Source organism: Geodermatophilus sp. TF02-6 (assembly GCF_003319115.1).
GTDB lineage: Bacteria > Actinomycetota > Actinomycetes > Mycobacteriales > Geodermatophilaceae > Geodermatophilus.
On record NZ_QOHF01000010.1, the window covers coordinates 136,814 to 162,886 of the forward strand.

At 74.2% G+C, this 26,073-nt stretch carries 22 protein-coding genes and 2 pseudogenes; 11 read left to right on the top strand and 13 right to left on the bottom strand.

What is annotated here, in order from left to right:
• Positions 1 to 5: 5 nt before the first annotated feature.
• The 5 genes from DQ238_RS11310 to DQ238_RS11325 form a co-directional block, all read right to left on the bottom strand.
• Positions 6 to 3,329: a TM0106 family RecB-like putative nuclease gene (locus DQ238_RS11310; RefSeq protein ID WP_113781368.1), complete on the bottom strand. Its 3,324-nt coding sequence runs from the start codon at positions 3,327 to 3,329 to the stop codon at positions 6 to 8.
• Between the two features lie 178 nt (positions 3,330 to 3,507).
• Positions 3,508 to 4,155: an RES domain-containing protein gene (locus DQ238_RS11315; protein ID WP_113781369.1), complete on the bottom strand. Its 648-nt coding sequence runs from the start codon at positions 4,153 to 4,155 to the stop codon at positions 3,508 to 3,510.
• The gene (locus tag DQ238_RS11320; protein WP_113781370.1) at positions 4,155 to 4,706 is read right to left on the bottom strand and encodes an antitoxin Xre/MbcA/ParS toxin-binding domain-containing protein; all 552 of its coding nucleotides are present in this window, start codon (positions 4,704 to 4,706) and stop codon (positions 4,155 to 4,157) included. Before DQ238_RS11320 ends, DQ238_RS11315 begins: the two co-directional genes overlap by 1 nt.
• A gap of 292 nt (positions 4,707 to 4,998) precedes the next feature.
• Positions 4,999 to 5,130, bottom strand: coding sequence for a hypothetical protein (locus DQ238_RS24075; RefSeq protein WP_255418043.1), 132 nt, complete (start codon positions 5,128 to 5,130; stop codon positions 4,999 to 5,001).
• Positions 5,131 to 5,223: 93 nt separating this feature from the next.
• The gene (locus DQ238_RS11325; protein ID WP_233495886.1) at positions 5,224 to 5,556 is read right to left on the bottom strand and encodes a ribbon-helix-helix protein, CopG family; all 333 of its coding nucleotides are present in this window, start codon (positions 5,554 to 5,556) and stop codon (positions 5,224 to 5,226) included.
• Between the two features lie 74 nt (positions 5,557 to 5,630).
• Between DQ238_RS11325 and DQ238_RS11330 the strand changes: the two genes are divergently transcribed.
• The 3 genes from DQ238_RS11330 (at position 5,631) to DQ238_RS11340 (ending at position 8,064) form a co-directional block, all read left to right on the top strand.
• Positions 5,631 to 7,397 carry a DUF6398 domain-containing protein gene (locus DQ238_RS11330; RefSeq protein ID WP_113781371.1) on the top strand — a complete coding sequence of 589 codons (1,767 nt, stop codon included), beginning with the start codon at positions 5,631 to 5,633 and terminating at the stop codon, positions 7,395 to 7,397.
• A gap of 110 nt (positions 7,398 to 7,507) precedes the next feature.
• The gene (locus DQ238_RS11335) at positions 7,508 to 7,747 is read left to right on the top strand and encodes a ribbon-helix-helix domain-containing protein (RefSeq protein ID WP_113781372.1); all 240 of its coding nucleotides are present in this window, start codon (positions 7,508 to 7,510) and stop codon (positions 7,745 to 7,747) included.
• On the top strand, positions 7,747 to 8,064 hold the full coding sequence (locus tag DQ238_RS11340; RefSeq protein WP_113781373.1) for a type II toxin-antitoxin system PemK/MazF family toxin: 318 nt from the start codon (positions 7,747 to 7,749) through the stop codon (positions 8,062 to 8,064). The genes DQ238_RS11335 and DQ238_RS11340 overlap by 1 nt, the downstream gene beginning before the upstream one ends.
• Before the next feature lie 306 nt (positions 8,065 to 8,370).
• Here DQ238_RS11340 and DQ238_RS11345 read toward each other — a convergent pair whose 3' ends face one another.
• The 6 genes from DQ238_RS11345 to DQ238_RS11370 form a co-directional block, all read right to left on the bottom strand.
• On the bottom strand, positions 8,371 to 8,961 hold the full coding sequence (locus tag DQ238_RS11345; protein WP_370447515.1) for a DUF222 domain-containing protein: 591 nt from the start codon (positions 8,959 to 8,961) through the stop codon (positions 8,371 to 8,373).
• A 478-nt stretch (positions 8,962 to 9,439) separates the two neighbouring features.
• On the bottom strand, positions 9,440 to 11,125 hold the full coding sequence (locus DQ238_RS11350) for a CocE/NonD family hydrolase (protein WP_113781374.1): 1,686 nt from the start codon (positions 11,123 to 11,125) through the stop codon (positions 9,440 to 9,442).
• Between the two features lie 333 nt (positions 11,126 to 11,458).
• Positions 11,459 to 12,688, bottom strand: coding sequence for a Wadjet anti-phage system protein JetD domain-containing protein (locus DQ238_RS11355; RefSeq protein ID WP_113781375.1), 1,230 nt, complete (start codon positions 12,686 to 12,688; stop codon positions 11,459 to 11,461).
• 1 nt (position 12,689) lies between these two features.
• The gene (locus DQ238_RS11360; RefSeq protein WP_233495887.1) at positions 12,690 to 16,115 is read right to left on the bottom strand and encodes an ATP-binding protein; all 3,426 of its coding nucleotides are present in this window, start codon (positions 16,113 to 16,115) and stop codon (positions 12,690 to 12,692) included.
• Positions 16,112 to 16,786 carry a DUF4194 domain-containing protein gene (locus DQ238_RS11365; RefSeq protein WP_233495888.1) on the bottom strand — a complete coding sequence of 225 codons (675 nt, stop codon included), beginning with the start codon at positions 16,784 to 16,786 and terminating at the stop codon, positions 16,112 to 16,114. Before DQ238_RS11365 ends, DQ238_RS11360 begins: the two co-directional genes overlap by 4 nt.
• Complete coding sequence (locus tag DQ238_RS11370; RefSeq protein WP_113781376.1) at positions 16,783 to 18,306, bottom strand: DUF3375 domain-containing protein; 1,524 nt, start codon at positions 18,304 to 18,306, stop codon at positions 16,783 to 16,785. The genes DQ238_RS11365 and DQ238_RS11370 overlap by 4 nt, the downstream gene beginning before the upstream one ends.
• 411 nt (positions 18,307 to 18,717) lie before the next feature.
• On the opposite strand from DQ238_RS11370, the gene DQ238_RS11375 reads away from it, so the two are divergent.
• Both DQ238_RS11375 and DQ238_RS11380 read left to right on the top strand, forming a co-directional pair.
• A complete protein-coding gene (locus DQ238_RS11375; RefSeq protein ID WP_113781377.1) occupies positions 18,718 to 19,758 on the top strand; it encodes an NAD(P)-dependent alcohol dehydrogenase in 1,041 nt (346 codons plus the stop codon).
• A 46-nt stretch (positions 19,759 to 19,804) separates the two neighbouring features.
• On the top strand, positions 19,805 to 20,323 hold the full coding sequence (locus DQ238_RS11380; protein WP_113781378.1) for an HAD domain-containing protein: 519 nt from the start codon (positions 19,805 to 19,807) through the stop codon (positions 20,321 to 20,323).
• A 119-nt stretch (positions 20,324 to 20,442) separates the two neighbouring features.
• On the opposite strand, the gene DQ238_RS23210 is transcribed toward DQ238_RS11380, so the two are convergent.
• Positions 20,443 to 20,610, bottom strand: coding sequence for a hypothetical protein (locus tag DQ238_RS23210; protein ID WP_199506292.1), 168 nt, complete (start codon positions 20,608 to 20,610; stop codon positions 20,443 to 20,445).
• A gap of 145 nt (positions 20,611 to 20,755) precedes the next feature.
• Here DQ238_RS23210 and DQ238_RS24390 point away from each other — a divergent pair.
• From DQ238_RS24390 to DQ238_RS11400, 6 genes and pseudogenes are all read left to right on the top strand, one after another.
• Positions 20,756 to 21,287, top strand: a pseudogene (locus DQ238_RS24390) (DNA/RNA helicase domain-containing protein); the annotation flags it as partial.
• The gene (locus tag DQ238_RS24395; RefSeq protein WP_370447516.1) at positions 21,281 to 21,700 is read left to right on the top strand and encodes a DNA/RNA helicase domain-containing protein; all 420 of its coding nucleotides are present in this window, start codon (positions 21,281 to 21,283) and stop codon (positions 21,698 to 21,700) included. The pseudogene DQ238_RS24390 and the gene DQ238_RS24395, both read left to right, overlap by 7 nt.
• A gap of 335 nt (positions 21,701 to 22,035) precedes the next feature.
• Entirely contained in the window at positions 22,036 to 23,595 is a 1,560-nt protein-coding gene (locus tag DQ238_RS11390) for an HNH endonuclease signature motif containing protein (protein WP_147263054.1), read from the top strand.
• Between the two features lie 329 nt (positions 23,596 to 23,924).
• Positions 23,925 to 24,002: pseudogene (locus DQ238_RS24400) on the top strand (hypothetical protein); the annotation flags it as partial.
• A 9-nt stretch (positions 24,003 to 24,011) separates the two neighbouring features.
• Complete coding sequence (locus DQ238_RS23225) at positions 24,012 to 24,206, top strand: hypothetical protein (RefSeq protein WP_233495889.1); 195 nt, start codon at positions 24,012 to 24,014, stop codon at positions 24,204 to 24,206.
• Positions 24,207 to 24,402: 196 nt separating this feature from the next.
• Positions 24,403 to 24,753 carry a hypothetical protein gene (locus tag DQ238_RS11400; protein WP_113781380.1) on the top strand — a complete coding sequence of 117 codons (351 nt, stop codon included), beginning with the start codon at positions 24,403 to 24,405 and terminating at the stop codon, positions 24,751 to 24,753.
• A gap of 7 nt (positions 24,754 to 24,760) precedes the next feature.
• Here DQ238_RS11400 and DQ238_RS22795 read toward each other — a convergent pair whose 3' ends face one another.
• Positions 24,761 to 25,903, bottom strand: coding sequence for a hypothetical protein (locus DQ238_RS22795; RefSeq protein WP_158550771.1), 1,143 nt, complete (start codon positions 25,901 to 25,903; stop codon positions 24,761 to 24,763).
• Between the last annotated feature and the right edge of the window lie 170 nt (positions 25,904 to 26,073).

Genomic DNA, 26,073 nt, shown 5'->3' on the forward strand with positions numbered 1-26,073 from the left:
TTCCTCTACCACGTCGGCGGCACGCCAGGCTGTCCGCTCCGACGCGAGCCCCGGTCGCGCTCCCGGCCGAGGGCCTGCTGGTCGCCATCGACGACGGTCGCCATCTCGACGAGCCGGCACAGCGCGTTGACCTGGCGCAGCTGCTCCGGCGTCCGGACGGCGGCGTCGAGCAGCTGCTCGCCCATCACCACGACGGCCAGCGCCTTGGCCCGCGACACCGCCACGTTGAGCCGGTGCAGGTCGTAGAGGAACTCGACGCCGCGGGGAGCGTCGTCGGCGCTGGAGGACGTCATCGAGTAGACGACGACCGGCGCCTCCTGGCCCTGGAACCGGTCCACGGTCCCGACCCGGGCGCCGTCGGGCAGCAGCCCGCGGATCCGCGCGACCTGGTCGTTGTACGGCGCGACCACCAGCACGTCGTCCGGCCCGATTCCGGACCGCTCCCCCGCGGCGTCGACCCAGCCGACCCCCTGCAGCGACCGCCACAGCTCGGCGACGGCCGCCGCCTCCTCGGACGACGCCGCCGCCGACGCCCGCGTGTGCTCGACGAACCGGACGGCCAGCCCGCTGGCCCAGCCGTCCACCGCGATCCGCTCACGCCCGGACGCCGACTCCAGCCGCCCCTCGTACGCCAGATCGGACACGAACGCGGTCAACCGCGGGTGCATCCGGTAGGTCCGGTCGAGGAAGACGCCGCGGTCCTCCGGCACGGTCGGGTGCCCCTCGAGCAGGTGCTCGAGCGCGGAGAGCCCCGAGTCGCCGGGGTGCACGGCCTGCGTCGGCTGCGCCAGCTGCTGCGGGTCGCCGAGCAGCACCAGCGACCTCGCCGAGCGGGCGACGGCGAGGGCGTTGGCCAGCGAGAACTGCCCGGCCTCGTCGACCACCAGGACGTCGACCGCCTCGGCCAGGTCCGGCCGGCACCAGAACCACGCCGTCCCGCCGACCAGCGACGCCGACCCGTCGAGCAGCCGCGCCGCCACCTCGGCGGCGTCCTTGGACCAGTCCACCCCGGGCGCGCCGCAGGCCTGGTGCTCCTCGCACTTCTGCAGCGCCGGCCGGCCGACCGCGGAGAGCACGTTGCCGATCACCGCGTGGGACGTCGCCGTGACGCCCACCTTCTTCCCGGCGTCGAGCAGCGCGCGGATCAGCCGGGACGCCGCCCGCGTCTTGCCGCTGCCCGGCGGCCCCTGCACCGCGAGCACCTGCCCGTCCAGCGCCAGCCCGAGCCGGACGACGGCGTCCCCGGCCTCCTCCCCCGGCAGCCGCCGGGTGTCCGCGGGGACGACGCGGTCGAGCAGCGCGCGCCCGAGGCACGGCCGGCCGGCGAGGACGTCGTCCGCCGTCGCGGCGATCGACTCGCGCAGGGGCTTGTCGTCGAGCGGACCCTCCGGCCCGAGCCCGCGGGACGCCGCCGGCGGCCGAGTGCTCTTGACCACGAGCCGGCCGGCGACGGCGTCGATCTCCCGCACCTCGCCGATCCGCGCCCGGGTGTCGACGTCGAAGGCCTTGGACCCGACCGACAGCTTGGTGTCCTGCGGCGGGAAGGTGAACGCGTAGAGCTTGCTGCGCTTCTCGGTGCCGACCTCGACGCCGCTGGAGAGCCCGCCGAGCGCGGTGCGGTCCTCGACGAGCTGCTCGTCCTCCAGTTCGCCGCGGGAGAAGAACTCCCACCAGCCGGGCCGGGCCTCGCGGCGGTGCCACTGCACCAGGTCGCCGAGCAGCGGGTGGCCGGCGTCGTGCAGACGCTCGACCAGGGCCTGCTCCGCGACCTCGGCGTCCGACCGCGGCGCCGGCACGGCGAGCTCGGCGACCGTCGGCCGGGGCAGCGGACCGTGCGACGCCGCCAACTCGGCCCGCTGGTTCTCCAGCCAGTCGTGCAGCTCGCGGGTGGAGTCGACGTCGTCGCGGTTGTAGTCCTCGATGGCCTGCAGGCGGCCCGGGTCGCGGTCGACCAGCCACTTCTCGTACTCGACGACGCTGGACATCGCGTCGGCGACGTCACCGGTGTGCGCCCGCCCGTAGCAGGCCTCGACCTTCTTGATCGAGTAGGACTGCGTGCTGATCCGCATCGACTGGCGCACGACGGGCAGCAGGTCGACGAACCGCTCGGCGCGCAGCAGCTGGTCGAGCTCGGCCTCGCGGACGCCGTACCGACCGGTGAGCCGCTTGAGCGCGCTGACCTCGTAGGCGGCGTAGTGGTAGACGTGCATGCCGGGGTCTTCCCGCCAGCCCGCGACGACCCGGTCGACCAGCTCTGCGACCATGCGGCGTTCCTCGGCGGCGTCGTGCGCCCACAGGGCGGTGAACCGCCCGGCGCGGTCGCCGAGGCCGGCCAGGTACTCCAGCCCCCGGCCGTCGCCGGAGAGCGGGTCGCCCTCGAAGTCGAGGTAGAGGTCGCCGGGGCTGGGCTCGGGCAGCCGCAGCAGCCCCTGGGCCGGCTGGGGCGACAGCAGGGTGCGGGTCGGCGCACCGGCGACGCGGCCGCGCAGCTGCTCGCGGGCCTGCTCGCGCAGCCGCTCTCGGGTGGCCCTGCCGATGCCGGTGGCCCCGAGGACGTCGTCGGTCGCGTCGGCGAGCTGCTCGAGGGTGGCGACGCCGGCGGCGAGCAGGGCGGTGCGCTGGTCGCGGCGCATGCCGGCGACCAGGCTCAGGTCGTCGCCGGCGCGCAGCTCGGCGGCGCAGCGCGGCTGCCAGGTGCACCGGTCGCAGTGCGCGACGGGCACCGGCCCGGTGGCCGGGACGTCGACGACGAAGCCCTCGAGCCGGGTGCGGGCGCGGCGGGCGTAGGCGGCGACGTCCACCAGCCGCCACGGACGCGACTCGCCGTCCCCGGTGACCACGCAGACCCGCTCGGGTGCGCGGCCCTGCAGCGTGGCGAGCCGGTCGGCGTAGGTGGCCATCTGCAGCAGCGCCGGCACCGTGACGCGGCGGGCCAGCTTGGCGTCGGCGACCTCGTAGGACCACCTCCCCAGGTCGGACGGCGCCGGCGTGCGCAGCAGGAAGTCGGCCTGCCCGCCCCAGGTGCCGTCGAACAGCGTGGCCTGGTGGACGACGTCGACGCCGGCGCGCATCGCCTCGACGGTGGCGGCCTCGCTGCGGCCGTGCAGCCGGGCCACGGTGAGCCCCTGCTCCTCGAGGGACTCCAGGTAGCGCAGCTCGTGGGCGATGCCGAGGTCGGCGACGAGCACCGTCTGGTCGCTGACGCCCTCGGCCGGGGGCTGCAGCCGGCCGTCGGCGACGGCGAGGTCGAGCGCGGTGAGGTGGGTGCACTCCTGGTGCCGGGTCAGGTCGGTGGGGCTGAGGACCAGCCGGCCGTCGAGGCGGTACACGGCTCAGCGCCCGGTCGGCCGGACGGCGGCGAGTGGGTGCGGCAACGATCCCCCGGGGTGCGGCGTGCGGAACCGGGAGGACCGTGCCACGGACGGCGCCGACCCGAGCGTTCCCACGCCGACCGGCCGCTGCCGTCGTCCGGCTTCCGTCCGTCGGCCGCCGGGGCGGGGCCCGCGGTCAGCCGGGCAGGGAGGTCACCGGCACGTCGTAGGGCCGGGAGAGCACGCCGGTGCCGAAGGGGGCGAGCTCCTGCAGCAACGCCGTGTCACCGGTCGGCCGGGACGCCGCCGTGTGCCAGCCGCGCACCCTGGTCCGCGGCCCGGATCGGCCGAAGAGGGTCACGGTGCGCGCCACGGCGGTCGGATCGTGCCGGGCCGTAGAGGCCAGGCCGGCGAACTGCGCGCGGTGGAGCCCGGACGCCCACGCCTGCGGCAGGGTGTGGTCGTCCCCCGCGAAGAGGTCATCGGTCACTCCGAAACTGCGGGCCTGCGGCGCTCGCAGGTCGGCCACCGGCAGCGGTGGGGCCGTGCGGGTGGCCGTCAGCAGCCGGCGCTTCTCCACGTCGACCCGGTCGACGAGCCCTGTGCTGCGGAAGACCTCCAGCCAGGCGCCGTACCTCCGGTCGGAGAAGCAGCAGGAGCCGTCCGGCGCCGGCAGGTCGAACCGTCCCGGGTGGTCACTGGGCAGGCTGGAGAAGAACCACGGGGCCCGCGGTGTCCCGGTGACCGGGTCACGGGCGAGCACGAGGCGGAACAGGGTGGCCCCGGGGTCGAGCGCCGTCCGCGGGAAGCCGGCGAGGTCGTCCGGCGGCTCGGTGGCCGGCATCAGGCAGCGAGCGAGGAGGCCAAGTCCCGGGCGGCCGTCAAGACCGGCGCCACGCTGCCCTCGCGGAGCAGCTGCACCGGGCTCTGACCGTCCAGCTGCGGTTGGGGGGTCACCAGCCACGACGCCAACGTCCAGCGGCTGGCCAGCTCTTCGGGAACCGCCCGCTGGACGGCGTCCAGGCCCGGCAGCACCCCGCCGCCGACGAACTGGAAGGCGGGGTACACCACTCGCCCCGAGCCGGTGGTCAGCGCCAGCAATCCCTTGCGCTTGTGCACCGCTTGACGGCTGACCGGTCGGCCACCGCGGGACAGCAGCCTGCCCACCGTGGTGGCGTCGTAGAACCCACCCAGGTGCTCGGTCCAGGCCTCGGCGGTGTCGAGGGCACTGTCGGCAGCCCGAGCGGCGAGGACGGCGAGGTCGGTGACCTGACCCAGCCGGGAGCCGTCCGGATCCCGCAGCTGCAGCTCCTGGAGCAGTGACTCGGCGAGCCGCGCATGGCTGGCCGGGACGGCGGCGGACACGTCGAGGTGCTCGACCCCGGCTGCGCTCACTGGAGACCTCCCTGCTCTGTCAACCGTGTCAACCCGGACGGTACCCGGTTGGTCAACCTCGTCACCTGTCTTGTCCGGCCGGCCCCTCACGACCACTCGACGAGACCGGCCCTCGACTCCCGGTCGGTCCGAGTCGCCAGGCAGGTGCCCAGGACGGTCCGCAGCCGAGGTGGGCCGCTCGAGTCCGCGGTCAGCGCCGGCGCTGACCAGCAGCAGACCGGAGTGCTCGACGATGCCCGTCGGAGGAGTCCGCGACGTTCTCCGTGAGGACGATGCAACCGTTCTCGCGGGCTCAGCACACCACCTCGACGTCCGCCCGGCCGATCACGTCGGGCATCTCGACGACGGCGACGACGTCGTGGCCGCCGGCGAACAGCCGTTCGGCGAGCCGCCGCGGGTCCATCGCGTCGAGCAGGAGCCTCACCGGCTCGAGCCGGCGATGACCTCCTCCTGGCGGCGCCAGGCCGCTTCCAGCTCCTCGGCCACCCGCTCGTTCGCCGCGATCCGCTCGTCGACCTCAGCGCGGTGACCGGCGTGGTGGGCGACGGCCGCGCACCTGCGACTCGGTCAGCGAGGTCGTCTCGGCGACCTCCGCCACCACGTCCGCGGAGCCCTCCTCCTGCACCGCGCGGACGGTCCGGAGGACCTCGTCGACGTCGGGACCGGCCACCAGGCCGGCCCGTCGACCGGTGGAACCGTCGCGGAAGGTGATGCCGGGATGCGCTTCGCGTCGCAACGCGTCGTCGAGGAGCCGCTCGATGGTGGAGGAGACCGAGGATCCGCGCCGTCCGGCCAGGTCGGTGAGCCGGCGCAGGACGTCGTCGGACAGCCGGACCGACTGCGGGGTCACCACGACTCCATCATCTGGATCGAGCCTTCCTCGAACGAGGTGGAACCGATCGTGTCCCCGCTAGCCTCGGCACGGTGCCGAAGCGCTCCCGCCGCCCCACCGGCGGCCAGAAGAAGGCGCGGCGTCCGGGCAAGGGCCGGGCGCCGCGGCGGACCTCCCGCGTGGCGCCGTCCCGGCGGGGCGGCCCGGACCTGATCGACGAGGTCGCCGATGCCCTGGCCGCCGACCACCCGCTGCCGTTCCTGGGGCTGGTGAGCTCCTTCCTCGAGGTCTTAGCGGGCCGGCCCACACCCCTGCAGCCTCGCGAGCCCGGGCTCCCGTCGCTGGAGGAGCTGCTGGACAGCTTCTTCGAGGCCGACCTCCCGGAGACCTCCGCGCTGCTGGCGGGGATCGCCGGCCTGTCCGGCGACGAGGTGCTGCGGTCGCGGGTCCGGCGGGAGACCGCCGCGCGCGGCGACGTCCTCCCCCGGTGGCTGGCGCAGCTGGACCGGTCGTCGGCCACCGACCGGGCGGTGCAGGTGCGGCACGTGCTCGGCGACGGGGACGACCTGGTCTTCGGCGTGCGGCTCACCGACGGTTCGGACGTCTCGGTGGTGGTCTACGTCGACCACAACCTGGGCACCCTGGTGAAGGACGCCTTCGTCGCCCCCCGCCCACTGCCGGAGCTGGTCGAGGCCATGCGGACGGCGATGGACGACCCGGACTCGACGTTCGAGGACATCGACCCCGCCGACGCCCGGGCACGGATCACCGAGGCGGTCGAACTAGGCGCGATGACGTACCCGCCGCTGGAGTCGGACACCTGGCCCGCCTGCCGTCCCTTCGTCGAGTGGGCGGTGGGCCTGCTGCCGGCCGGCGGCACCGGCTACCGGCGTCCGGAGTGGACCGAGGCCGACCAGCAGGCGCTCGCCGACCGCTTCCTCGCCTCCCCGTACGGCGCCGGCCTGGGCGACCCCGACGCGCGGGCACTGCTGGACTCGCTGCTGTGGTTCGGCACCGACTACGGCCCCGGCGACCCGATGCGCTGGAGCCCGGTGGCCGTCGAGATCCTGCTGGCCGACTGGATCCCCCGCAAGATCGTCGCCGACGTGGCGCACCTGTCCCGCGCGCCCGAGCTGCTGCGGGCCTTCGTCCGCTTCTGCCATGCCGAGCGCGGGATCCGCCCCGAGCTCACCGCGCAGACGCTGGCCGCCGTCGACGCGCTGGAGCCTGCCTACCAGGAGACGATCCGGACGCCGCGGCCCCAGGGGCCGGAGGCGCTGCTCGCCGCCATGAGCGCGCTCGACCCGGGCGGCCCGTGGCCGTCACCGCAGGACTTCACAGCCCCCATGCGGGAGGAGCTGAGCCGGGTCGTCGGGGGCGCCGCGGCGCTCGACCGGCTCGACGACGAACCCCTCCCGGACGAGCCGTTCCGCTGGGACGGCGTGCCGGCCGAGGCCGGGGAGCGGGTGGCGGAGGTGCTGGACCTCGTCGACCGCTTCGCCGACGAGGTGCTCGACGTCGAACTCCGGACGGCGGCCCGACGGGTGCTGGCCGAGGTGTCCGCGGCCGACCCCGCGCTGGTGCGCCGCGCCCGGGCCGCGAGCGTGGCCGCGGCGATCTGCTGGATCGTGGCCAAGGCCAACGGCGTCTTCTCGGACAGCGGGCTCGCCGTCAAGGACCTGGCCGGCTGGTTCGGCGTCGGGGCCACCACCCCCGCGCAGCGCGCCAAGCCGATCCTGCAGGCCCTGGGCGTCGACCCCTCCGACTTCGCCTACGGGCTCTCGCCGCTCGGCTCCCCGGACCACCTGACCGCCGCCACCCGGGCGGAGGTCATCGCCGCCCGAGATCGCCTGCGCTGACGCCGTCCTGATCGCTGACCAGGTCGGGCCAGGTCCGGTCGAGCTGCCGTCGGCGTGGGACGGCGCTCGACTGACATCGGTCTGCATCCCGCAGCGGTACCGTCGGCAGCATGAGCACGCAGATCGCCGTCCGGCTGCCCGAGGAGCTCATAGAGTTCATCGATCGGTTGGTGTCCGACGGTCGGGCTCCGTCCCGCGCCGCTGTCGTCAGCCGGGCGCTCCAGCGTGAGCGGCGCCGAGAGTCGGCGGCTCGCGACGCCGCCATACTCGCCGCTGCGACCGAGGAGGACGACGACCTCGATGCACTCGCCGAGCACGCCGCCCGGACGCCGCTCGACGACCTCGACTGATGCGCCCGATCCACCTCGCCCACCTGGACAAGACCCGACCCGTTCTACTGCTGACCCGCGAACTGGTCCGCCCGTACCTCTCCCGCGTCACCATCGCCCCCATCACCAGCACCATCCGCGGGCTGTCGACGGAGGTGCCCGTCGGGCCGGGCAACGGTCTCGACCATCCGAGCGTCGTCAGCTGCGACAACGTCGTCACCGTACCGACGTCGGTGCTCGGTCGGCAGATCGGCCGACTTCTCCCGGAGCAGGAGGTGGCCCTCACCACGGCCCTGCACGCCGCCTTCGACCTCGAGGACCTGCCCGCGCCTCGGTGAGGCGCAGCTCGTCGACACTCCAGGCCGTGCCGGTCGCTCGTCGTCCGAGCCGCACCTGCCGCTGACGGACCGCCTGGGGCGGGAAACGAACGGTCCCCGGGTCTCGGCGGGATCGGCCGGCTGCGACATGCGGAGGCCGGACCGACAGTGTGCAGCACGGAGCCGCCCCGGACTGGTGCGGTCCAGAGGGCCGCGGTCCTGCCGATGGCTCCACACGTGCGGACACCGGAGCCCCACGTGAGGGACCCGACCCGGCTGGCCTGGTCTCGGGGTGCCCAGACCGCGGCCCTGCGGCCGGGGCCGGGGTCAGGGCCGCTCAACCCGATCGTCCACGCCGGTGGATCGAGGGTCAGGCAGCAGCGGGCAGGGGTGAATTGCAGAGGCGTGGGCCGGTGCGGATCTCGGTGCCGTCCGGCCGCCAGGTGCGCCATCGCCCGTCGGGTTGTCGCTCGACGCGGAAGCCGTGGTGGACACAACGTGCGAGTGCCGCTCGCACAGCAGCGCGACGTTGTCCAGGTCGGTCTCCCCACCCAGGGCCCACGCCAGCAGATGGTGCACGTCGCACCACCAGATCGGCGCTCCACAGCCGGCGAACACACACCCACCGTCGCGCACCTCCGCGGCCCGGCGCAGGTGCGGCGGGAACAGCCGCATGCTGCGGCCGTGGTCCAGCGGCCGCCCGTCGGGACCCATGACGATGCGGGTGACCTGCCCGTCGCAGGCCAGCCAGCGGGCGCGGGCGGCGGAGAGGTGCGCACCGAACCCCATCTCGCCGGCGCCGGAGCCGACGTTCGGGTCGATGAGGTCCGCGATGCCGATCGTGACGATCACCTGCGGCTTGTGCCCGCGCAGGATGGGCAGGGTGCCGGCGGTCAGGGCCAGGTCGCCCAGCTGCACCAGCGCGTCGCCCTGCTGCTGGGACCGGTTGCGCTCATCCCCGGCGCACCGGCCACGACACCTCCCCGACTCGTTCGAACACGTGTTCGAAGACTACCGCTACGGCGACGGGTCGACAACACGAATCCCCAGGTCAGTGGCGCCACCCACACATCGGGGTGAGGTGTTGACAACGACCTCTGATGGCGGGGCCTACGTGGGGAGCGGCCGGGAGCGGGGGCTCCTGCGCCGCTGCGTGTCCCCGGCTCGCCGGAGTGCACAGGCCTAGCTGCCGTGCACGGACAGCAGCACGTGCGAGGCAGGAGGAGTCCGTGCACCGCGGACCAGGGACCAGGCTGTCCGCCCGGCACGGCGCGCCTCTCGCGCGGTTCGGCACGTGCGCCGTCGAGGACGGACGTCGGCTGCGACGGCCAGAGCGGCCGGCGCAGTTGCGGACCGTCGGCCTTCCGTGCCGCGGAGCTCGTGGCCGATCGACCGGTCAGCCGGTCGGCAGGGTGAGCGAGGACGGCGAGGCGGCGGAGCGCCTGATCCGGTGGGTCACCGGCACGCCGCGGGTGGCCTGGCCGGGCGGCTCGCCGGTGCCGAGGTTGCGCGCGTAGCGCGGGTGCGCGCCGCCGGAGACCTGCAGCCGGATGCGGTGGCCGGTCAGGAACCGGTGCGCGGTGTCGGGCAGGGTCGCCTCGACGGTCCGCTCCCCCACCACCGGCGCCTCGCCCTCGCGCGGGTCGAGCCGGACCAGCCGGTCGGTGACGTTGACCGACCGCCCCCGCTCGTCGACGTCGCACAGCCGCAGGAAGACGTCGGCGTACGGGTCGTCCGAGGTGAGGAAGAGTCGGACCGTGGCCCCGCCGAGCAGCTCGACCGGCGTCTCCAGCGGCGCGGTGGTGAAGGTGCGGACGTCGTCGCGCGCCTCCAGCCGCCGGTTGTCCCGCCGGCCGGCGCCGCGGGCCAGGACCCGCCCGCCGACCGACGGGGTGGGGTCCATCGGGTCGTACCGGAAGGTCGTCTCGGCGCAGGCCTGGGTGGGCGGGTCGTCGGCCAGCCGTCCTGCGGAGGCCAGGAACCAGGTGCGCTCGGTGCGGCCGGCCGGCGGCCAGTCGGGCATCGCGCGCAGCTCGCCCGCGCCGGTGACGTACACCCGCACCCGGTCGGGGCGAGCAGGCGCAGGCGCGCCGTCCAGGGGCAGGTGGGTGGCCAGCCAGGCCAGGCTCGCCGACGTGGCGACCGCGGTGTCGATGGTCAGGTGCGCCCACGGGCCGACGACGAGCTCGACGTCCACCCCGCGGTCGCGCAGGACGGCGTACTGGTACAGCGTCTGCTCGAGGAACCAGTCCTGCCAGCCGCCGACGAGCAAGGCGGGCACGGTCGAGGAGTGCACGGCCGGGGTGGCGCGGTAGCGGTCCCAGTAGGGGTCGGCGAGGTCGGGGTGGGCCAGCCACTCGTCGAACCACGGGGCCGGCGTCCCGCCGAACCGCTCGGCCAGCCCAGTCAGCGGCAGCCGGGAGAGGTGCGGGGCCAGCCGCCGCTCCGCCGTCATCAGCCGGACCGTTCCACGCACCGGGCCGAACTGCTCCTGGTGGGCGACCAGCTCGGTCCAGACGGCCAGGTTGAGCAGCTGGTAGGCGCCGTCGACCAGGCCGGCCGCGGCGAGGTCGTGCGGGCCCACCCAGAGGACCATCCCCGCCAGCTCCGGCGGCGGGTCGAGCGCCAGCGCCCACTGCGTGTAGGCCAGGTAGCTGGGGCCGAGCGTGGCCAGCCGCCCGTCGAACCACGTCTGGTCGCGCAGCCAGGCGACGGTGTCCTGCCCGTCGTGCTCCTCGTTGACGACGGGGGCGAACTCGCCGCCGGAGCCGAACGTGCCGCGGACGCTCTGCAGCACCACCGCGTAGCCGCGCGCCGCGTAGGGCAACGCGAAGGACACCGTGGACAGCGGCCCGCGGCCGTACGGGGTCCGCAGCAGCACGGTCGGGTGCGGACCGCCCGACGCCGGCAGGTACACGTCGGCGCGCAGGTCGGCGCCGTCGCGCATCGGGACGCCGACGCCGCGCAGCACCCGCACCGGCCCGGTCGCCGGCGGCAGCCGCCACCGCCGGCCCAGCGCGGCCCCGGCGAGCCGAGCGGTGCGGGACAGCCGCTGTCCTACCGGGGCTTCGAGGTCCGGCACGCACCCTCCTCGGGAACGACGGTGACCTCGACCGTAACCACGGGTCCGGTCCGGCCGCTCTGAACCCGGTGCACCTGGGGATGTGACCCCCGCGCTCGGCGCGACGGTCAGTACCGCGCCACACCTCGCGCTCTCACCCGGCGTGCTCGGCCTCTTCACACCGGGAACGTCTGGTCCTCCCGGTTGTGCTCACCGATCCAGTCGTCGACCCAGCCCAGGTGCTGCATCCCAGCCCAGGTGCTGCATCGCCCCGGCGACCAGGGCGGGGGGCAGGTTCGTCGTCGACGGGGTGAGGCCGATAGGAGCACTCCAGCGAGGGCTGCCGGGGTCAGGTCAGGGTCTCGCTCCCTCGTCGCCGCATCTCCGGGGTACTGCCCGAAAGGCGGTGAGCGCGGCGCGTTCGACCGTGGAGAAGCGGATGCGCTCCTGCTCCAACCGCACCTGCTCCCCGTGCTCGCCGGCCAGCAGGGACCGGTAGACCGCCTGCTCGCCGGGTGTGAGCAACGGCAGGTGGTCGGTGGTGGGCACCGGTTCTCGCGACCAGTGCGGCCGGTGCGCGAGCAGGGTCTCGGTGTCCATGAGGATGCTGCGAACCGCGGGGACGATCCGCCGCAGCCGGTCGAGGGCGCGGAAACCGTGGGTGTCCAGGTCGCCCCAGTAGACGACGTCGCGGTCGGCCAGCCACGGCAGCGCCGCGAGCCGGGACACCGCGTACCCGCCGCCGAGCACCACCACCGCCCCAGGCACCCGGGGGAAGGCCAGGTAGGTGACCTCGTTCTCGACCACGACGACCGAGCGCGCCGCGAACGGGAAGCGGGCCAGATCCTCCACCCGCACCGCCAGTTCGCTGTACGGCCCGTCCTCCGGGGCGAACGACCGGAACCGGACGAGGTCGGGCTTGGCGCGCAACCCGTACCGGCGCACCAGGTCCCGAGCCGGCGCGGTGGGATCGATCCGTTCGGCCGGCAGGACGCGGTCCAGCAGGGCACCCATCACCGTGCGGTGGTGCTCGATGAACTTGGTGTCGACGCCGGGCACGTCCACCTGGCGCAGGTACACCGCCGGTCCGCCGCGCCGCAGGATCCAGCCGACCACCGACAGGATCCGGTCCCACTCCGGCGCCAGCGCCAGCGCCTCGTGCGGATGAGCGGCCACCCAGCCGAGGCCGGCGGGCAGCTCGGCTCCCGTCGCGGCCACGAGGTCGTCGAACCGGGCCACGTCGGCGGCCACGCCGAGACTGGTCCACACGTCGGCGGCCGAGTCGAGCACCACCCGCCGCGGCACCTGGTTGGCGCCGATGAGCCGGCCGCCGAGCGCCGCCGTCTCGAGGCGGGCGGGGCCCAGCCGGGCGGCCCGCCAGCCGGCGACCCAGTCCTGCACCGCGCCGAACTGGTCGGCCAGCTCCCGCGCGGAGGGCCCGCGCAGCGGGAGCTCCAGCGGGGCCACCGGGCGGCCGGTGACCACCGCGCGCAGCAGGTCACCCTTCTCCCAGCGGCTGCGCAGCGCGGCGCGGACGTCCGGCCAGGTCGTCCAGCCCGGCTGCGCCCTGCGGACGGCCGCCACGTCAGGGGGCCGCGGTGCTGCCGGCGGCCCGGTCCGCGGCGGCCAGGTGAGCCGCGCGGCCGGCGCGGTACTGCTCGATGGTCAGGGTGTGCACGCGGGACCCGGCCCCGGTCGGGTTGTCGACGAAGCCGACCGCGGAGACCGCGTGCTCGATGACGTGGATCTTCTGCAGCGGCGTGACGACGAGCAGCTGGAGCCCGAGCCGGCGGAACAGCGACAGGGCGTAGCGGGTGGACTCGTCCGATCCGCGGCCGAAGGCCTCGTCGATCACCGCGACGTGGAAGGAGCGGGAGCGGGCCGCGCCCCAGGTGAGCTTGAACTGGTAGGCGAGGGATGCGGCCAGGACGGTGTAGGCGAGCTTCTCCTTCTGTCCGCCGGACTTGCCGCCGGAGTCGGTGTAGGTCTCGTACGCCTCGTCGCTGTCGCGCCAGCGTTCGACCGCGGTGAACACCACCCAGTTGCGCACGTCGGTGACCCGTGCGGTCCAGGCACGGTCGGCCTCGGTGGAGCCGTCGCGCCCACGGAACCGCTCGACCAGGGCGCGCACCTGGTGGAACTTGCGCTCCGAGTAGGTGTCGTCCTCGTCGCCCGAGCCGGCCAGCGCGTCGTCGGTGCAGGCGCGCAGGTCGGCGATGAAGGTGCGGACCTCCATGTTCGGCGTCCGTTCGGTCTCCAGCCGGATGTAGCGGCCGGGGTTGTAGTCGATACCGGCGAGCGATTCGTTGATGCGGTCGATCCGCTCGTCGATCAGCTCGGTCTGCTTGCGCAGCTCGGCGTAGAACCCGGCGATGTCCCGGATGGCGTTGGTGCGCAGCAGCTCCTGGAATTCCGCCTCGAAGCGGGGCAGGTCGTCGGTGACCAGGCGGGCGTGCAGCTCGCGGTAGCCGCCGATGGACTCGACGGCGTCGTCCAGCTCGCCGGTGAGCAGGGGCCAGGCCAGCCGGAAGTCGTGCATCGCGCTGGTCAGGCGGGTGACGGTCTGGCTCTGCCGTCCGACGGCGCCGGAGTGCTCGCTGTCCAGCCGCTGCCGGTGCTGCTCGCGCCAGCGGTCCCAGCCGGCGACGTCGGCGGGCGGTGCCGCGGCGACCGCGTCGGCGAGGGCGGCGACGGCGGCCGGTTCCGGCTCGGGGCCGGCCGTGAGCAGCTCGCGCCGGGCGGCGGCCTCCTGCTCCGCGCGTCGTCGTTCGCCCTTGAGCGTGCCGGTCAGCTCCACCAGCCCGTCGCGGCGCTGCTGGGCGGCTCGCTGCTGCTCGACCACCTCGGCCGCGCGCCGGCGCAGCTGGGACAGCTCGCCCGAGGCGGCCTCGAGGCGCTCGGCCTCGCGGGCCAGCTCGTCGATCTGCCGCACCAGCCCGGGCCAGTCCAGCTCGTCGAACGTGCTCACGGTGGACAGCCGCTCGATGGCCGCGGCCCGGGCCGCCGCGCGCTCCTCCTCCGCGGTGATGGCCGTGTCGCGCTCGGCGAGGGCCCGCCGCTGCCGACCGAGTTCGGCGGCCTCCTCCAGCAGGGCGTCGATCTTGGCCTCGGTCGACCAACCGAGCACGTAGTTCCGGCGGTCGTCGATGCGGAAGCGGTCGTCCTTCTCGTGCCGTCCGCCGCCGCCCTTGACCTGCCCGGCCCGGGTGACCGCCCGCTCGGCCCGGCGGAAGGCCGCGGTGGTCTCCACCCGTGCCAGGTCGGCCCGCGCCTGGACCTCGGCGCGCAGCCACGCGGCGAACGGCCCGTCCTGCACCTCGAGCACGTCGGACAGCGGGTTCTCGGAGCGGGGCAGGCGGGGCGGCGGCACGATTGCCGGGACCCGGTAGTAGACGAGCCGGCCGCGCAGGTGCTGCCGGTCGACCCAGTCGGAGACGGCGGAGTAGTGGCGTTCGGGTACCAGCAGCGACAGGCCGAACCCGCGCAGCACCCGCTCGGCGGCCCCCTCCCAGTCGGCGTGCTCGGGGCGCACCTGGACGAGCTCACCGGCGAAGGGGAGATCGGCGTCGGAGAGACCGACGCCGTCGGCCAGCCGTGCCCGCAGCCCTGCTGCGGCGACCGGGATGTTGCTGCCTCCTGAGCGCAGTGCCCGCAGCTCGGCGTTGACCTCCTGCTCCCGGGTGCGCAGCGCGTCGGAGTCGACCGCGAGGCGGTCGCGCCGGTCGCGCGTGCCGCTGCGGGCACCGGCCAGCTCCTCGGCCGCCGCGGCCACCTGGGCCTGCCGGGCGGCGAACGCGGCCGGCGAGTCCACCGGGGGCAGGCCGAGCAGCTCGAGGGCGGCCGCGTGGTCGGCGCTGCGCTGGCGCCGCCGGTCGCGTTCGGGCTCGAGCAGTTCGATGCGCTGCGCGATCTCCCGCAGCCGCGCCCCACCGTGGCCGTCCATCTCCCGGCCGAGGGCGTCGAGCTCGGCCTGGCGGCGCCCGATCTCCGCGTCGGCCTCCCGCTGCTCCGCGACCAGGACGCCGAGCCGCTGGGCGCAGGCGGCGGCCGTCTCCTCCAGCAGCGCGACGGTCCGCTGGGCGACGAAGGCCGGCAGCGCCACCCGCTGCGCCGCCAGGGCGGCGATGCGCTCGGCGAGCCCCTCGTACGAGGTGGCCAGGGTCAGCAGGGGGTCCAGCTGCTCGAGCTGGGTGCGGGCGGCGACCACGGCGTCGTGGGCGCGGGTCAGCGACTCGAAGTGGTCGACGAGCTGGTCCACCCAGCGCTGGGCGTCGAAGGGTTCGAGCATGTGCTGCCGGACGAACCCGGTCAGGTCGCCGACCGCCTTCATCGACACGGTCTGGTGGAACAGCTCCAGCGCCTGGGCGGACTCGATGCCCAGCAGCCGGCGGAAGCGCTGGCTGTACTGCGGATATCCGTCGTGCACCGTGGCGCTGCCGGCGACCAGCCGCTTGCGCAGTGCTGCGGGGTCGCCACCGAAGGCGGTGAGGTCCTGGGCGACGGTGAGGTCTCGCTCGGAGGTGACGTAGAAGCGGTCGGGCTGCCCGGCCTGGCCGGCGGCGAGCCAGAGCACGACGGCGAGGCTCACCACCCCGCCGTAGCCCTCGTTGCCGAACACCGCGAGCAGCACGCTGAACGTCGGGCCGCGGCGCAACCCGACCGGGGCGGAGGCGCCGGTGGTCTCGCTGCGCTCGGACTTGTAGTGGCCGAGCACGTAGGAACGCAGGTCGCGCTCGCGGGTCTCCGCTCCGGCGGCACGGTTGAAGGCGATCCGCTGGGGAGCGATCAGCAGCGTGGTCAGCGCGTCGACCACGGTGGACTTGCCGGAGCCGATGTCGCCGGTGAGCAGGCTGTCCGCGCCGCCGGGGGCGAAGGCCCAGACGCGCTGGTCGAAGGTGCCCCAGTTGAGCAGCTCCAGGCGGTGCAGGCGGTTGCCCACCCGGGGCGGTCGCGCGGCACCGGCGGGCGACGACGCCGCGGCGAGGTCGACGGCGGGGAACAGGGTGCTCACCGGTGGTCCTCCTGCTCGGGTTCACCGACGACGGTGCCACTCGCGTCGTCGGGCGGACCCTCGGGGCCGTAGGCGTAGGCCCGCAGCCGGGCGTCGAAGTCGGCGAGCCACTGACCGTCGACGAACGCCTTGAGGATGCGGCGCACCTCGAACCGCCCGGCCTCACCGGGCACCCGGCGCAGGAAACCGAGCTCGACCGCCCTGGCGATGGCGACGTCCACCTGGTCGACGGTGCGCGCCTCGTTGCTGGTGGCGGCCAGGAACACGGTGACCATCTCGATGATCTGCTCCCGGCTGAGGACGAGACGGACGTCGCCGCTGCTGGCGTCGAACTCGGCCATCCGCTTGCGCAGCAGGGCCAGCAGCAGGCTGACCGGGTAGGTGAGCGCGTGCCGGCGGACCAGCCGGGGCAGCGCGGGCTTCCCGGTACGCAGTTCGGCGAGCTGGTCGTCGGGCAGCGCGCGCAGGAAGGCGTATCCCTCGACCTCGTCCAGGACGAGGTCGAGGCCGAGCACGGCGACGTGGTCGCGCACCTGGCTGGTCAGCCCGAGCAGGTGGCGCCACACCTGGGGGGAGCTGTCCTGCTCGACGACCCCGCGCAGCAGCGAGGTGAGCACCAGCGGCAGGTCCAGCTCGGAGTGTCGCGGGCGGGTGGTCATGGAGCTGGTCACGGCCCCTCCTCGTCGATGGGCGGTGCGGCGGGCTGCGGCGGCGGGACGCCGGCGCGGGTGTACACGACGTGCGGGAGCGTGGCGGCGCGGGCGACGTCGTCGTCGCCGATCCAGGCCACCTCGTCGCGCCGGTCGTCGTCGACGACCGTGTCCACGCCGTCGCGCAGCGCGAGGTAGCCGACCAGCTCGGCCAGCCCCTGCTGCAGGGGGTGGTCGCGCAGGATGTCCGGCAGCGCGGCCACCGGGCGGCGGGCGAGGCCGTCGGCGACGGCGGCCGCCAGCCGGGCCGGGTCGAGGTAGACCTGCTCGTAGAGGGCGGACGGATCGGCCCGCTCCGTGGCCTCGCCGATGCCGTCGCTGTCCAGGGTGAGTCGGCGCCGGGGCCGGTACAGCGGCCGTTCGGTGGGCAGCACGACGTCGATCTCGGCCGCGGGGATGCTCGTGCCCGGAGCCCGGCCCTGGGTGCCGCGGATGGCGAGGGCGCTGGCCTCGATGCCGCGCAGGATCTCCATCACCCGGCGGTTCTCCAGCCAGACCTGGTCGTCGAGGAAGCGGCGGAGCTGGTCGGAGAGCTGCCGGACGGTGCTCTGGGTCCGTTCGGCGGCGTCCAGCCAGTCGTGGTGGACGTGCCGCAACCGCGGGTCGGGGACCGCGGCCGCGGTGAGGGCGGGCAGACCCTGCACCCGCGCGAGCAGGTCGGCGAACTCCTCCTGTCGCGGGGTGGACAGCAGGAAGTCGTAGAACGCGTGGAAGGACCGGCCCTGGTCGGAGTCGGCGATGCCGCGCCGGTCGCCCAGCACCTCCTCGAGCAGTTCCCCCTTGCCGCCGGTCCAGGTGGCGATCTTCTCCCGCAGCGCCCGGTCCAGGGCCCGGAAGTTCTCCTCGACCTGGCGGAAGTCGGCCAGGAGCTCGCGGGCGGTGGTGGCGAACTGGTGGTAGCGCTCGCGTTGGGCGACCGGATCGAGGACGTCGACCTGCCCGGCGCTCACCCGGTCGATCTCCTCCTGCAGCTCCCGCCGACGGCGGTGCAGCTCGTCCAGGCGGACCTGCGGATCGGCCTCGGCGCCGAACGCCATCTGCCGCAGCAGCTCGACGACCGTGTTCAGCCGGGACTCGGTGCCCACGAAGGGCGCCGGCTGCAGGGAGCGCAGCCAGGACAGCGCCGTCTCGACCGCGGGGGTGGCGTCGTAGGCAGGCTCGTCGGCACCGGGCGGGTAGTACTTGCGCAGCCACCCGGTGGCCGGATCCGACCACTCGTCCAGGTAGGCCGCCGCCGAGCGGGCGTACCTGGCCTCGCGGTCCGGGTCGTCCCCGACCCCGGCCGGCCGGTCCAGGGCGGAGAGCAGGTCGTCGAGCCGGGTGACCAGGTCGGTGCGGGACACCGAGCGGGTGTTCTCCTCGACGAAGACCTGGCCGAGGAACGCCAGCGCCAGCGGCGCGGTGCCGGCGCGCAGCAGCTGCCAGGCGGGGTGCCGCCGGCGCAGCTCGTCGATCTCGTCGTGGGTCTGCACCAGGTCCATGGGTCTGCCGCCGTCCTCCCGCATGCCGTTCCCGCACTGGTCAGACGAGTCAAGCAGCCGGGTCGGACAACTCCGCGCCTGGTGTGCGGCCGGCGTGGCACCGTCGGGACAGTCGTGCCACGGAGACGTGCGTCGATCTCGGCGGAGTCGCTCCCGGACTCGCCGCCCTCACCGACGGACCCCAGCGAGCTGCGGACGTTGCCGACTCGTCGTCCGAGCGCCCTGTCGGCGAGCCGGACGCTTTGGGTCCGGGGTAGGAGGTCGAGCCCGGTCGCACACCCTCCTCGAAGACGCCGGCGGTGACCTCGGACCCTGGACGCAGGTCCTGATGGCCTGCCGTGCGCACCGGGGCGGCCACCTACGTTCAGGGGGACGTCGACCTGCCGACGCCTCCGGACGAAGGGGACCCGCATGCGCGCAGTGCAGTACCGGACCATCGGGAGCGAGCCCGAGGTGGTGGAGGTCGAGACCCCGGAGCCCGGTCCGGGGCAGATCCGGCTGCGCGTGACCGCCGCCGGGCTGTGCCACTCCGACGCGTTCGTCATGAGCCTGACCGAGGAGCAGTACGTCTACGGGCTGCCGCTGACCCTCGGCCACGAGGGCGCCGGGGTCGTCGACGCGCTCGGGGACGGCGTCACCGGCGTCGCGGTGGGCGACTCCGTGGCCGTCTACGGCCCGTGGGGCTGCGGGCTGTGCCACGCCTGCGCGCGGGGTGCGGAGAACTACTGCCCGCGGGCGGCGGAGCTGGGGATCCGCCCGCCCGGCCTCGGCGCCCCGGGCGCGCTGGCCGAGTACGTGATCGTGGACGACGTCCGGCACGTGGTCCCGCTCGGCGACCTGGACCCGGTGGCCAACGTCTCCCTCACCGACGCCGGGCTGACGCCGTACCACGCGATCGTCTCCAGCCTCGACGCGCTGCCCGCGGGGAGCACCGCCGTGGTGATCGGCGCGGGCGGCCTCGGGCACGTCGGCATCCAGATCCTGCGCGCGATCACGGGCGCCACCGTCGTCGCGCTCGACGTCAACGAGGAGAAGCTCAAGCTGGCCTCGGAGGTGGGAGCGCACGCCGTCCTGCCCTCCGACTCGTCGGCCGTCGAGGCCATCCGGTCGCTGACCGACGGGGACGGCGCGCAGGCGGTCTTCGACTTCGTCGGTGCGCCGCCCACCCTGGACATCGCGCGGAAGACGGTGGCCATGGACGGCGTCGTGCAGATCGTCGGGATCAGCGGCGGGCTGATGCCCACGGGCTTCTTCTCCACGCCGATGGGCGCGTCGGTGCGGGCGCCGTACTGGGGGACGCGCACGGAGCTGATGGAGGTGCTCGACCTGGCGCGGGCCGGCCAGGTGCACGTCGAGGTCGAGCGGTACTCGCTCGACGAGGCGCCGGCGGCCTACCGCAAGCTGCACGAGGGCACGATCCGCGGCCGCGCCGTCGTCGTCCCCGGGGACTGATCCGCCGGTACCGAGCGCCCGACCGCTGCCGGCTGGAGGATCGGGCATGGCCTCGACAAGGGACGTCCCGATCCTGCTGCTGGACGTCGACGGCGTGCTCAACGCGGTCCGCGGCGACCTGCCCGAGGGCTGGCGGCGGGGGGTGTTCAAGGGCTACGTGCTCTCCTGGGACCCGACGATCACCGCCCGGCTGCGCGAGCTGCAGGAGTCGGGGCGGGTGGAGATCCAGTGGCTCACCACCTGGGCGGGGGACGCCGACCGGTTGCTGGCCGAGCCGATGGGGCTGCCGCGCGGGCTGAGGGTGCACGCGCGGGCGGACTCGGCACCGACCGGGTTCGCCGGGTCGTTCAGCGGCCTGTCGGGCTGGTGGAAGCTGGCTCTGGCCCGTGCGGTCGCCGAGGCCGAACCGGACCGGCGCATCGTCTGGATCGACGACGACCTGGCCGAGCAGGCCGCCGAGACCGGGGACTGGCTCGCCGCCAACCCGCACGTGCTGGTGGTCGCCCCGGACCTGTTCGTAGGCCTCACGCACGAGCAGTTGAACGCGATCGAGGCGTGGCTCTGAGGTTCATGCCACCGGGCACCGCGTGCGGGAGCTGCGACGCCGGGGTGCTCTGCCGCAGTGACGACGACAGCCGAGCAGTCACACCGATGACGAGTCGTCACCTGACCCGTCGAGGCCGGTCACAGCCGATCGACGAGGTCTGCCTCCGTCCGGTCGGCTGAAGCAGCCGCCCAGGCGGTCAGGACCGCCGACAGCCACGGGCCGTATCCGTACCGACCGGCGTCCTCGCGGCCGCAGGTGCGCCAGGTGAGGAACTCCGGCAGTTCCGACACCAGCGATGCCGCCATGGCTTACAAGCGAGTCGCCACGGCGTGGTCAACCCGTACGTCGTCCGCGTCGACCGGAGAGACCGCGTCGTACTCGACCCGGTTGCGGGTGCGGCGAAGCCGACCAAGGGCTGGAACGCGGCTCGCGGCGGTGGGTCGGGAAACAATGCGTCGATGGCGATCTGCACGGCGAGATGGCCGCCGCGGCTCGTCGCCCGCAGACCCTGAGCCTGGAGGAGCGCGGCCAGGCTCTTGCGCGCAGCGTCGTACAGCATCGTGTACGCGCCGTCGGTCGGCGAACCGCTGGACCCGCACCGAGCTGCGCACCAGCAAGCGGCAGGTCAACGAGCTCATCGATGCCGACCGGGTGCCCGTCTTCCTGCTCGACCAGAACCAGGTCGTCCGCCCCGGCGAGATGGGCACGATCGAGGACACTGAGAAGCACGCGCGAGCGCGGCCTCGACGTCCACCAGGTCGACCTCGCCACCCAGTACCGCAGCGGGGGCAGCGCCGAGTACGTCGACTGGGTCGAGCGGCTCCTCGGGCTGGCCCCGGGCGGGCCGCAACGCTGGACCAGCAATGAGCGGTCCGAGGTCTGGACGGCGCCGTCGCCCTCGGCCGTCGAGGCGGCGCTCGCCGAGAAGCTGGCCGCGCACCAGAACGTGCGGATGGCCGCCGGCTACTGCTGGACCTGGAGCGACCCCGGCCCGACGGCTCGCTCGTCCCCGACGTCCGCATCGGCGACTGGGCGCGGCCGTGGAACCTCGAGGGCGACCGGTCCGTCGGCGGCGCCCCACTGGCCGCACTGTGGGCCAGCGACGAGCGCGGCTTCGACCAGGTCGGCTGCGTCTACACCGCCCAGGGCTTCGAGTATGACTGGAACGGCGTCCTGCTCGGCCCGGATCTGGTGTGGCGGACCGACCGGTGGGTCGCCGTCCGCAGCGCGAACCATGACCCCGACTTCTGCAGCACCACGCGGGTCAGCGACGCCGACTTCGACCTGCTGGTGCGCAACGTCTACAAGGTGCTGCTGACCCGCGGAGTGAGCGGCATCTACCTGCACTCCACCGACCCGGAGACCCAGCGGTTCCTCGAACGGCTCGTCGGCTGACAGTGAGGATGTAGGCGAGCCCCGCAGCGGTCGTCCCTGACCCGTCGGCCGACCGGCTTCGAGTCAGGACGTCCGCGTTCACGACATCCCCCCGGTCGGGACGACGTGCTGCGCAAGCTGTCTGCGGACGACCTCGACGAGGTGCTGGCGGTGGGCGGCGCCGACCTGATCCGTCACGGGCAGGCCGAGCGCGGCCTCCAGCAGGAGTTCACGGACGACGCGATCGCCGTGGTGGACGCATTCGCCGACCCCGTCCTCGCGACCGTGGGTGAGCCGGACGAGGGAGACCCCGCTGACCTGCCGGAACTGTCAGACCCCGTGGTTACCGTGCAGCCATGGAGGACGGAGGGGTGCCGCGGTCACCGGAGGAGGGCGAGCCGGTCCCCGTCCTGCCCTCGGAGGTGGTCTCGCCGCAGCTGGGTGAGCTGGAGCTGGTCTGCGACATCTGGTCGGCCGACGCGCACATGGCCCGCGAGCACGCCCGGCAGGCCGCCACCATCGCAGAGCTGGCCCGCCGGCGCCGCGCCGAGCGCGACACCGCCTTCGGCACCCGGGGTGGGCCGGGGCCGGACTCGTGGGCGATGCGCCCGGCCGCGCTCGCCGACGTGTCCGACGACTTCGTGACCGAGCTCGCGCTAATCCGCCACTGCTCCGAGGCCGAGGCCTCCCGGCTGGCGGTCGAGTCGCTGCTGCTCACCACCAAGCTGGCCGCCACCTGGTCGGCGCTGTACGCGGGGCGGCTGACGGTGCGCAAGGCGCGCCTCCTGCTCGACCTGCTCGGCGACGCCGACGACGCCGTCGCCGCCGGAGTTCAGGCGCGGGTGCTGGACGGCGCCGAGGACTGTCCGCCGTCCCGGCTGCGCGACCGGGCCCGCTACCACCTGTACCGGGTGGACGCCGAGGCCAAGGAGCGCCGCCGCAAGGAGGCCGAGCGCAAGGCCGACGTGCACGTGGAACGCACCGCCGACGATCTCGGTCGCCTGGTGATCGAGGGGCCGCTGCCGGCCGTGTACGCCGCTCGCGACGCAGTCGACCAGTACGCGCGGTGGATGCGCGCTGACGGCGACGACCGGCCGATGGGCCTGCTGCGCTCGGCCGCGGCGCTGGATCTGATCCTGCGGTCGTGGGACACCAGTCGCCCACCCGTGACCGCGCAACTGCTCCTCCACGTCGCACTGCCCTCGCTGCGACCCGACGCGCCGGTCGGCGCCGCACCGGCGGAGATGGACGGCCAGGTCATCTCGGCAGCCCAGTGCCGCGAACTGCTCGCCTCGCTCGACATGCTGAACCTCGGGTCGGCACCGGCGGGCGGATCCATCCACGTCGCGGTCGACGACCCGGCCACCGGCGAGACCATCGCCGTGGCCACCCGCGCCGAGCTCCGCCGCGCCGCCGGACGGGGTCGCCGCGTCCGCCGCCACGGCCGACAGAGGAGCAGCCGCCCCACCGACAGCACGGGTCGGGACGCTGGGGCGGCCGGCGGGACGGGCACAGCCGGCGGGACGGGCGACGGGCCCGGCCTGCGGCCTCCCCCGCCGTCCCGCTGCTACCGGCCGCCCGCCGGGCAGCGACGCCTCGTCACGGTCCGTGACCGGCACTGCCACATGCCCGGTTGCCGCCGCCCTCCCGGCCGCTGCGACATCGACCACGGGAAGGCATTTGCCGCTGGCGGTCCCACCGCCTGCTGGAACCTCTGCTGTCTCTGCCGGCGACACCACCGGATCAAGACGTTCGCCCGCGGCTGGTCCTTCACGCTGCTCCCCGACGGCCGGTTCATCGTCCGCACGCCATCGGGGGTCTGCCGGTCCACCCGACCGCCTGGCTGGTGCCACGACCCCGAACCCGACCCGCCCTGGCTCGACGATCTCGCACCACCCGACCCGCTGCGCAGGTGAGAGGTTCGTCCGCCGCCTGCGGCGTGCCACGGGCACTATCCGGAGTGAGCACCCCGTCGGCCTGTCGAGGGGGTGCCGTGTCCACCTGTCGACGACTCGCTGTCCTGTCCTCGCACGGCGCCACCGTGGCCGTGGACGGTGAGGTCCGCCGGTCGACGCCGTCCCCGCCACCCGGAGTCGATCCCGTCGGCGGGAGTGCGCCGTGCGCCGAGCTGAGGGAGCAGGACTGCGGCATGGAGACGTGGGACGCCGTCCGGGCACGCCGCAACGTGCGCCGGTACACCGACGCGCCGATCCCCCGCGGGGCCCTCTAACGCGTTCTCGAGGCGGGACGGCGGTCACCGTCGTCGTCGAACTGGCGGCCGTGGCACTTCGTCACCGTCCCCGACCGCGCGCAGCTCGTCGAGCTGGCCGAGGTGTGGCAGGGCGGCGCGCACGTCGCCCACTCGGCGGCGACGATCGCCCTGGTGGCCGAGAACCCGGCGGACGAGCGGACCCGCCAGCGGATCGCCTACGACTTCGATCAGGCGACCGCGCTCATGATGGTCCCCGCGGCTGATCTCGGCATCGGCTCCGGGCACTCGGCGGTCGCCGATCAGGAGCAGGCGTAGCGGGTGCTGGGCTCCCCCGACGGCTACTCCTGCGCCTGTCTCATCGGCTTCGGCTATCCGGCCGACCGGCCCCTGCGCCCGGTGCAGGAGCCGGACCGCCGCCCCTTCGACGAGGTCGTGCACTGGGACGCTGGTAGGCCACCGGCCCAGGCCGTGCCATCCCACGAGCCTGCACCCACCCCGGGAAGGAGACCACGTGGAGCCCAGTGACCTCGACCGCGTCGTGGAGGCCGTCGTCGTCGACGCCTACGGCGACGACGAGGAGTACGTCGCCTTTCTCACCGTCCTGCAAGAGGAGACCCAGCTGCCCGCCGCCGCGACGCTGCTCGGCGTCCCCGTCACGGTCACCGGCTTCGACTACACCGACCCCGCCCGGGGCCTGATCGCGACCTGCCGAGGACCGCGGGAGACCGGTGAGGTGAGCCTCGCCGACCTCGCGTTCCCGCCGGACACCGTGACCGCCTGGATCCACGCGGCCTACCGTCACCACCTCGGCCTGCCGCCGTTCCCGGCCCGGCCACGCCCGGAGTGGAACTGGCCGGCCTGATCGCTGGTCACCGGCGGGCGTAGGCGGCCAGCCGCTCACCGACCGGGGTGACGCTGGGCAGGGGCGGCCGCGCGAAGTGGTCCGGCTTGACCGAGCGCAGCAGCTCCTCCCCGTCGCGGGCCCAGTCGAACCGCGGTCGCTTCAGCAGCCGGCGGAACAGCGCGCTGGCCTTGTCCGGGTCCCGGTCGGCCAGGCGGCGCAGCACCATCGGCGCGACGCTGTCGTCGTGCAGGTAGGACAGCACCTGCTCCCGGTACCGGCGGCGCCGCACCAGCTCGGGATCGGCATAGGCTTCAGCTACCAGGCCGAACTCGGCGAGGAAGTCCAGCCCGTCGTCCTCGTCGTAGATGAACGCCACGGTCTCGGACTCGACCAACTCCGGCGGCAGCTCGATCACCGGGGCGGGGGTCCCGCTCGCCCGGCGCGCCGCCTCCGGCTTCTCCCGCAGGATCTCCTCCTGGCGGAACGCGTAGAACTCGTCGAGCCGCCGCTGCGCCTGCTCTCCCGGCACGACCACGAGGTCGGTGCCGAAGAAGCGGATGAACGTCTGCCGCTCCGCCCGCTGCAGCTCCCACGCCCGGGCCAGCTTCTCCGGGTTGCGGAACGCCGCCTCGGGTGAGCGCAACGACATCTGGATCGCCAGCCGCGCGGCGACGTCCCGCTCGGCCGGCCGCAGCACGCTCGTCGGCCCGCTGAACGCCCACTCGTCGCCGACCGCCACCAGGCGGGTGAGCAGGAACGACCGTTTGGGCATCCGGCGCAAGACCGACCGTCCGCTCGTGGACCGTGCCCGGTAGGTCAGGTCGTCGACGAGGTTGACCAGGATCAGCGCGGGCCCGTCGCGGCGCTGCACCTCGAAGACCCCCGACACCACGTCGCGCCAGCCGAGCAGCATCTGCCGCTCCTGCGGCGACAGGTCGGGGCGCGCGTCGACGAACTGCTCGACGACGGTGCGGCCGTTCCGCAGACGGTGCTCCAGCAGGAAGGAGTCCCACAGCAGGACGAACCGGTCCTCGTCCCACACCTCGGCGTCGCCGCCGGTCTGGGCCAGGAACGCCTGGAACGCCTGGTCGTAGCGCGGCTGCTGCGAGAACTCCACCAACTGCCGTTTCAGTTCGCCGGCCCGCTCGACGAGGTCCTCCGCCACCATGCGCACTGCCTCCGCCGAGCGTGGATCCGCGGTCGCGTCCACCCTAGTACTACAGGGCTACAGCCTTGGCGTGGCAACGCGGTGATCGTGCTCCGGCGTGCTGCTGTTCAGGATGCGGTGCTGCCGAGACAATGATGCTGTGTCGTGCACAGACCTGCAGGATTGGTCGG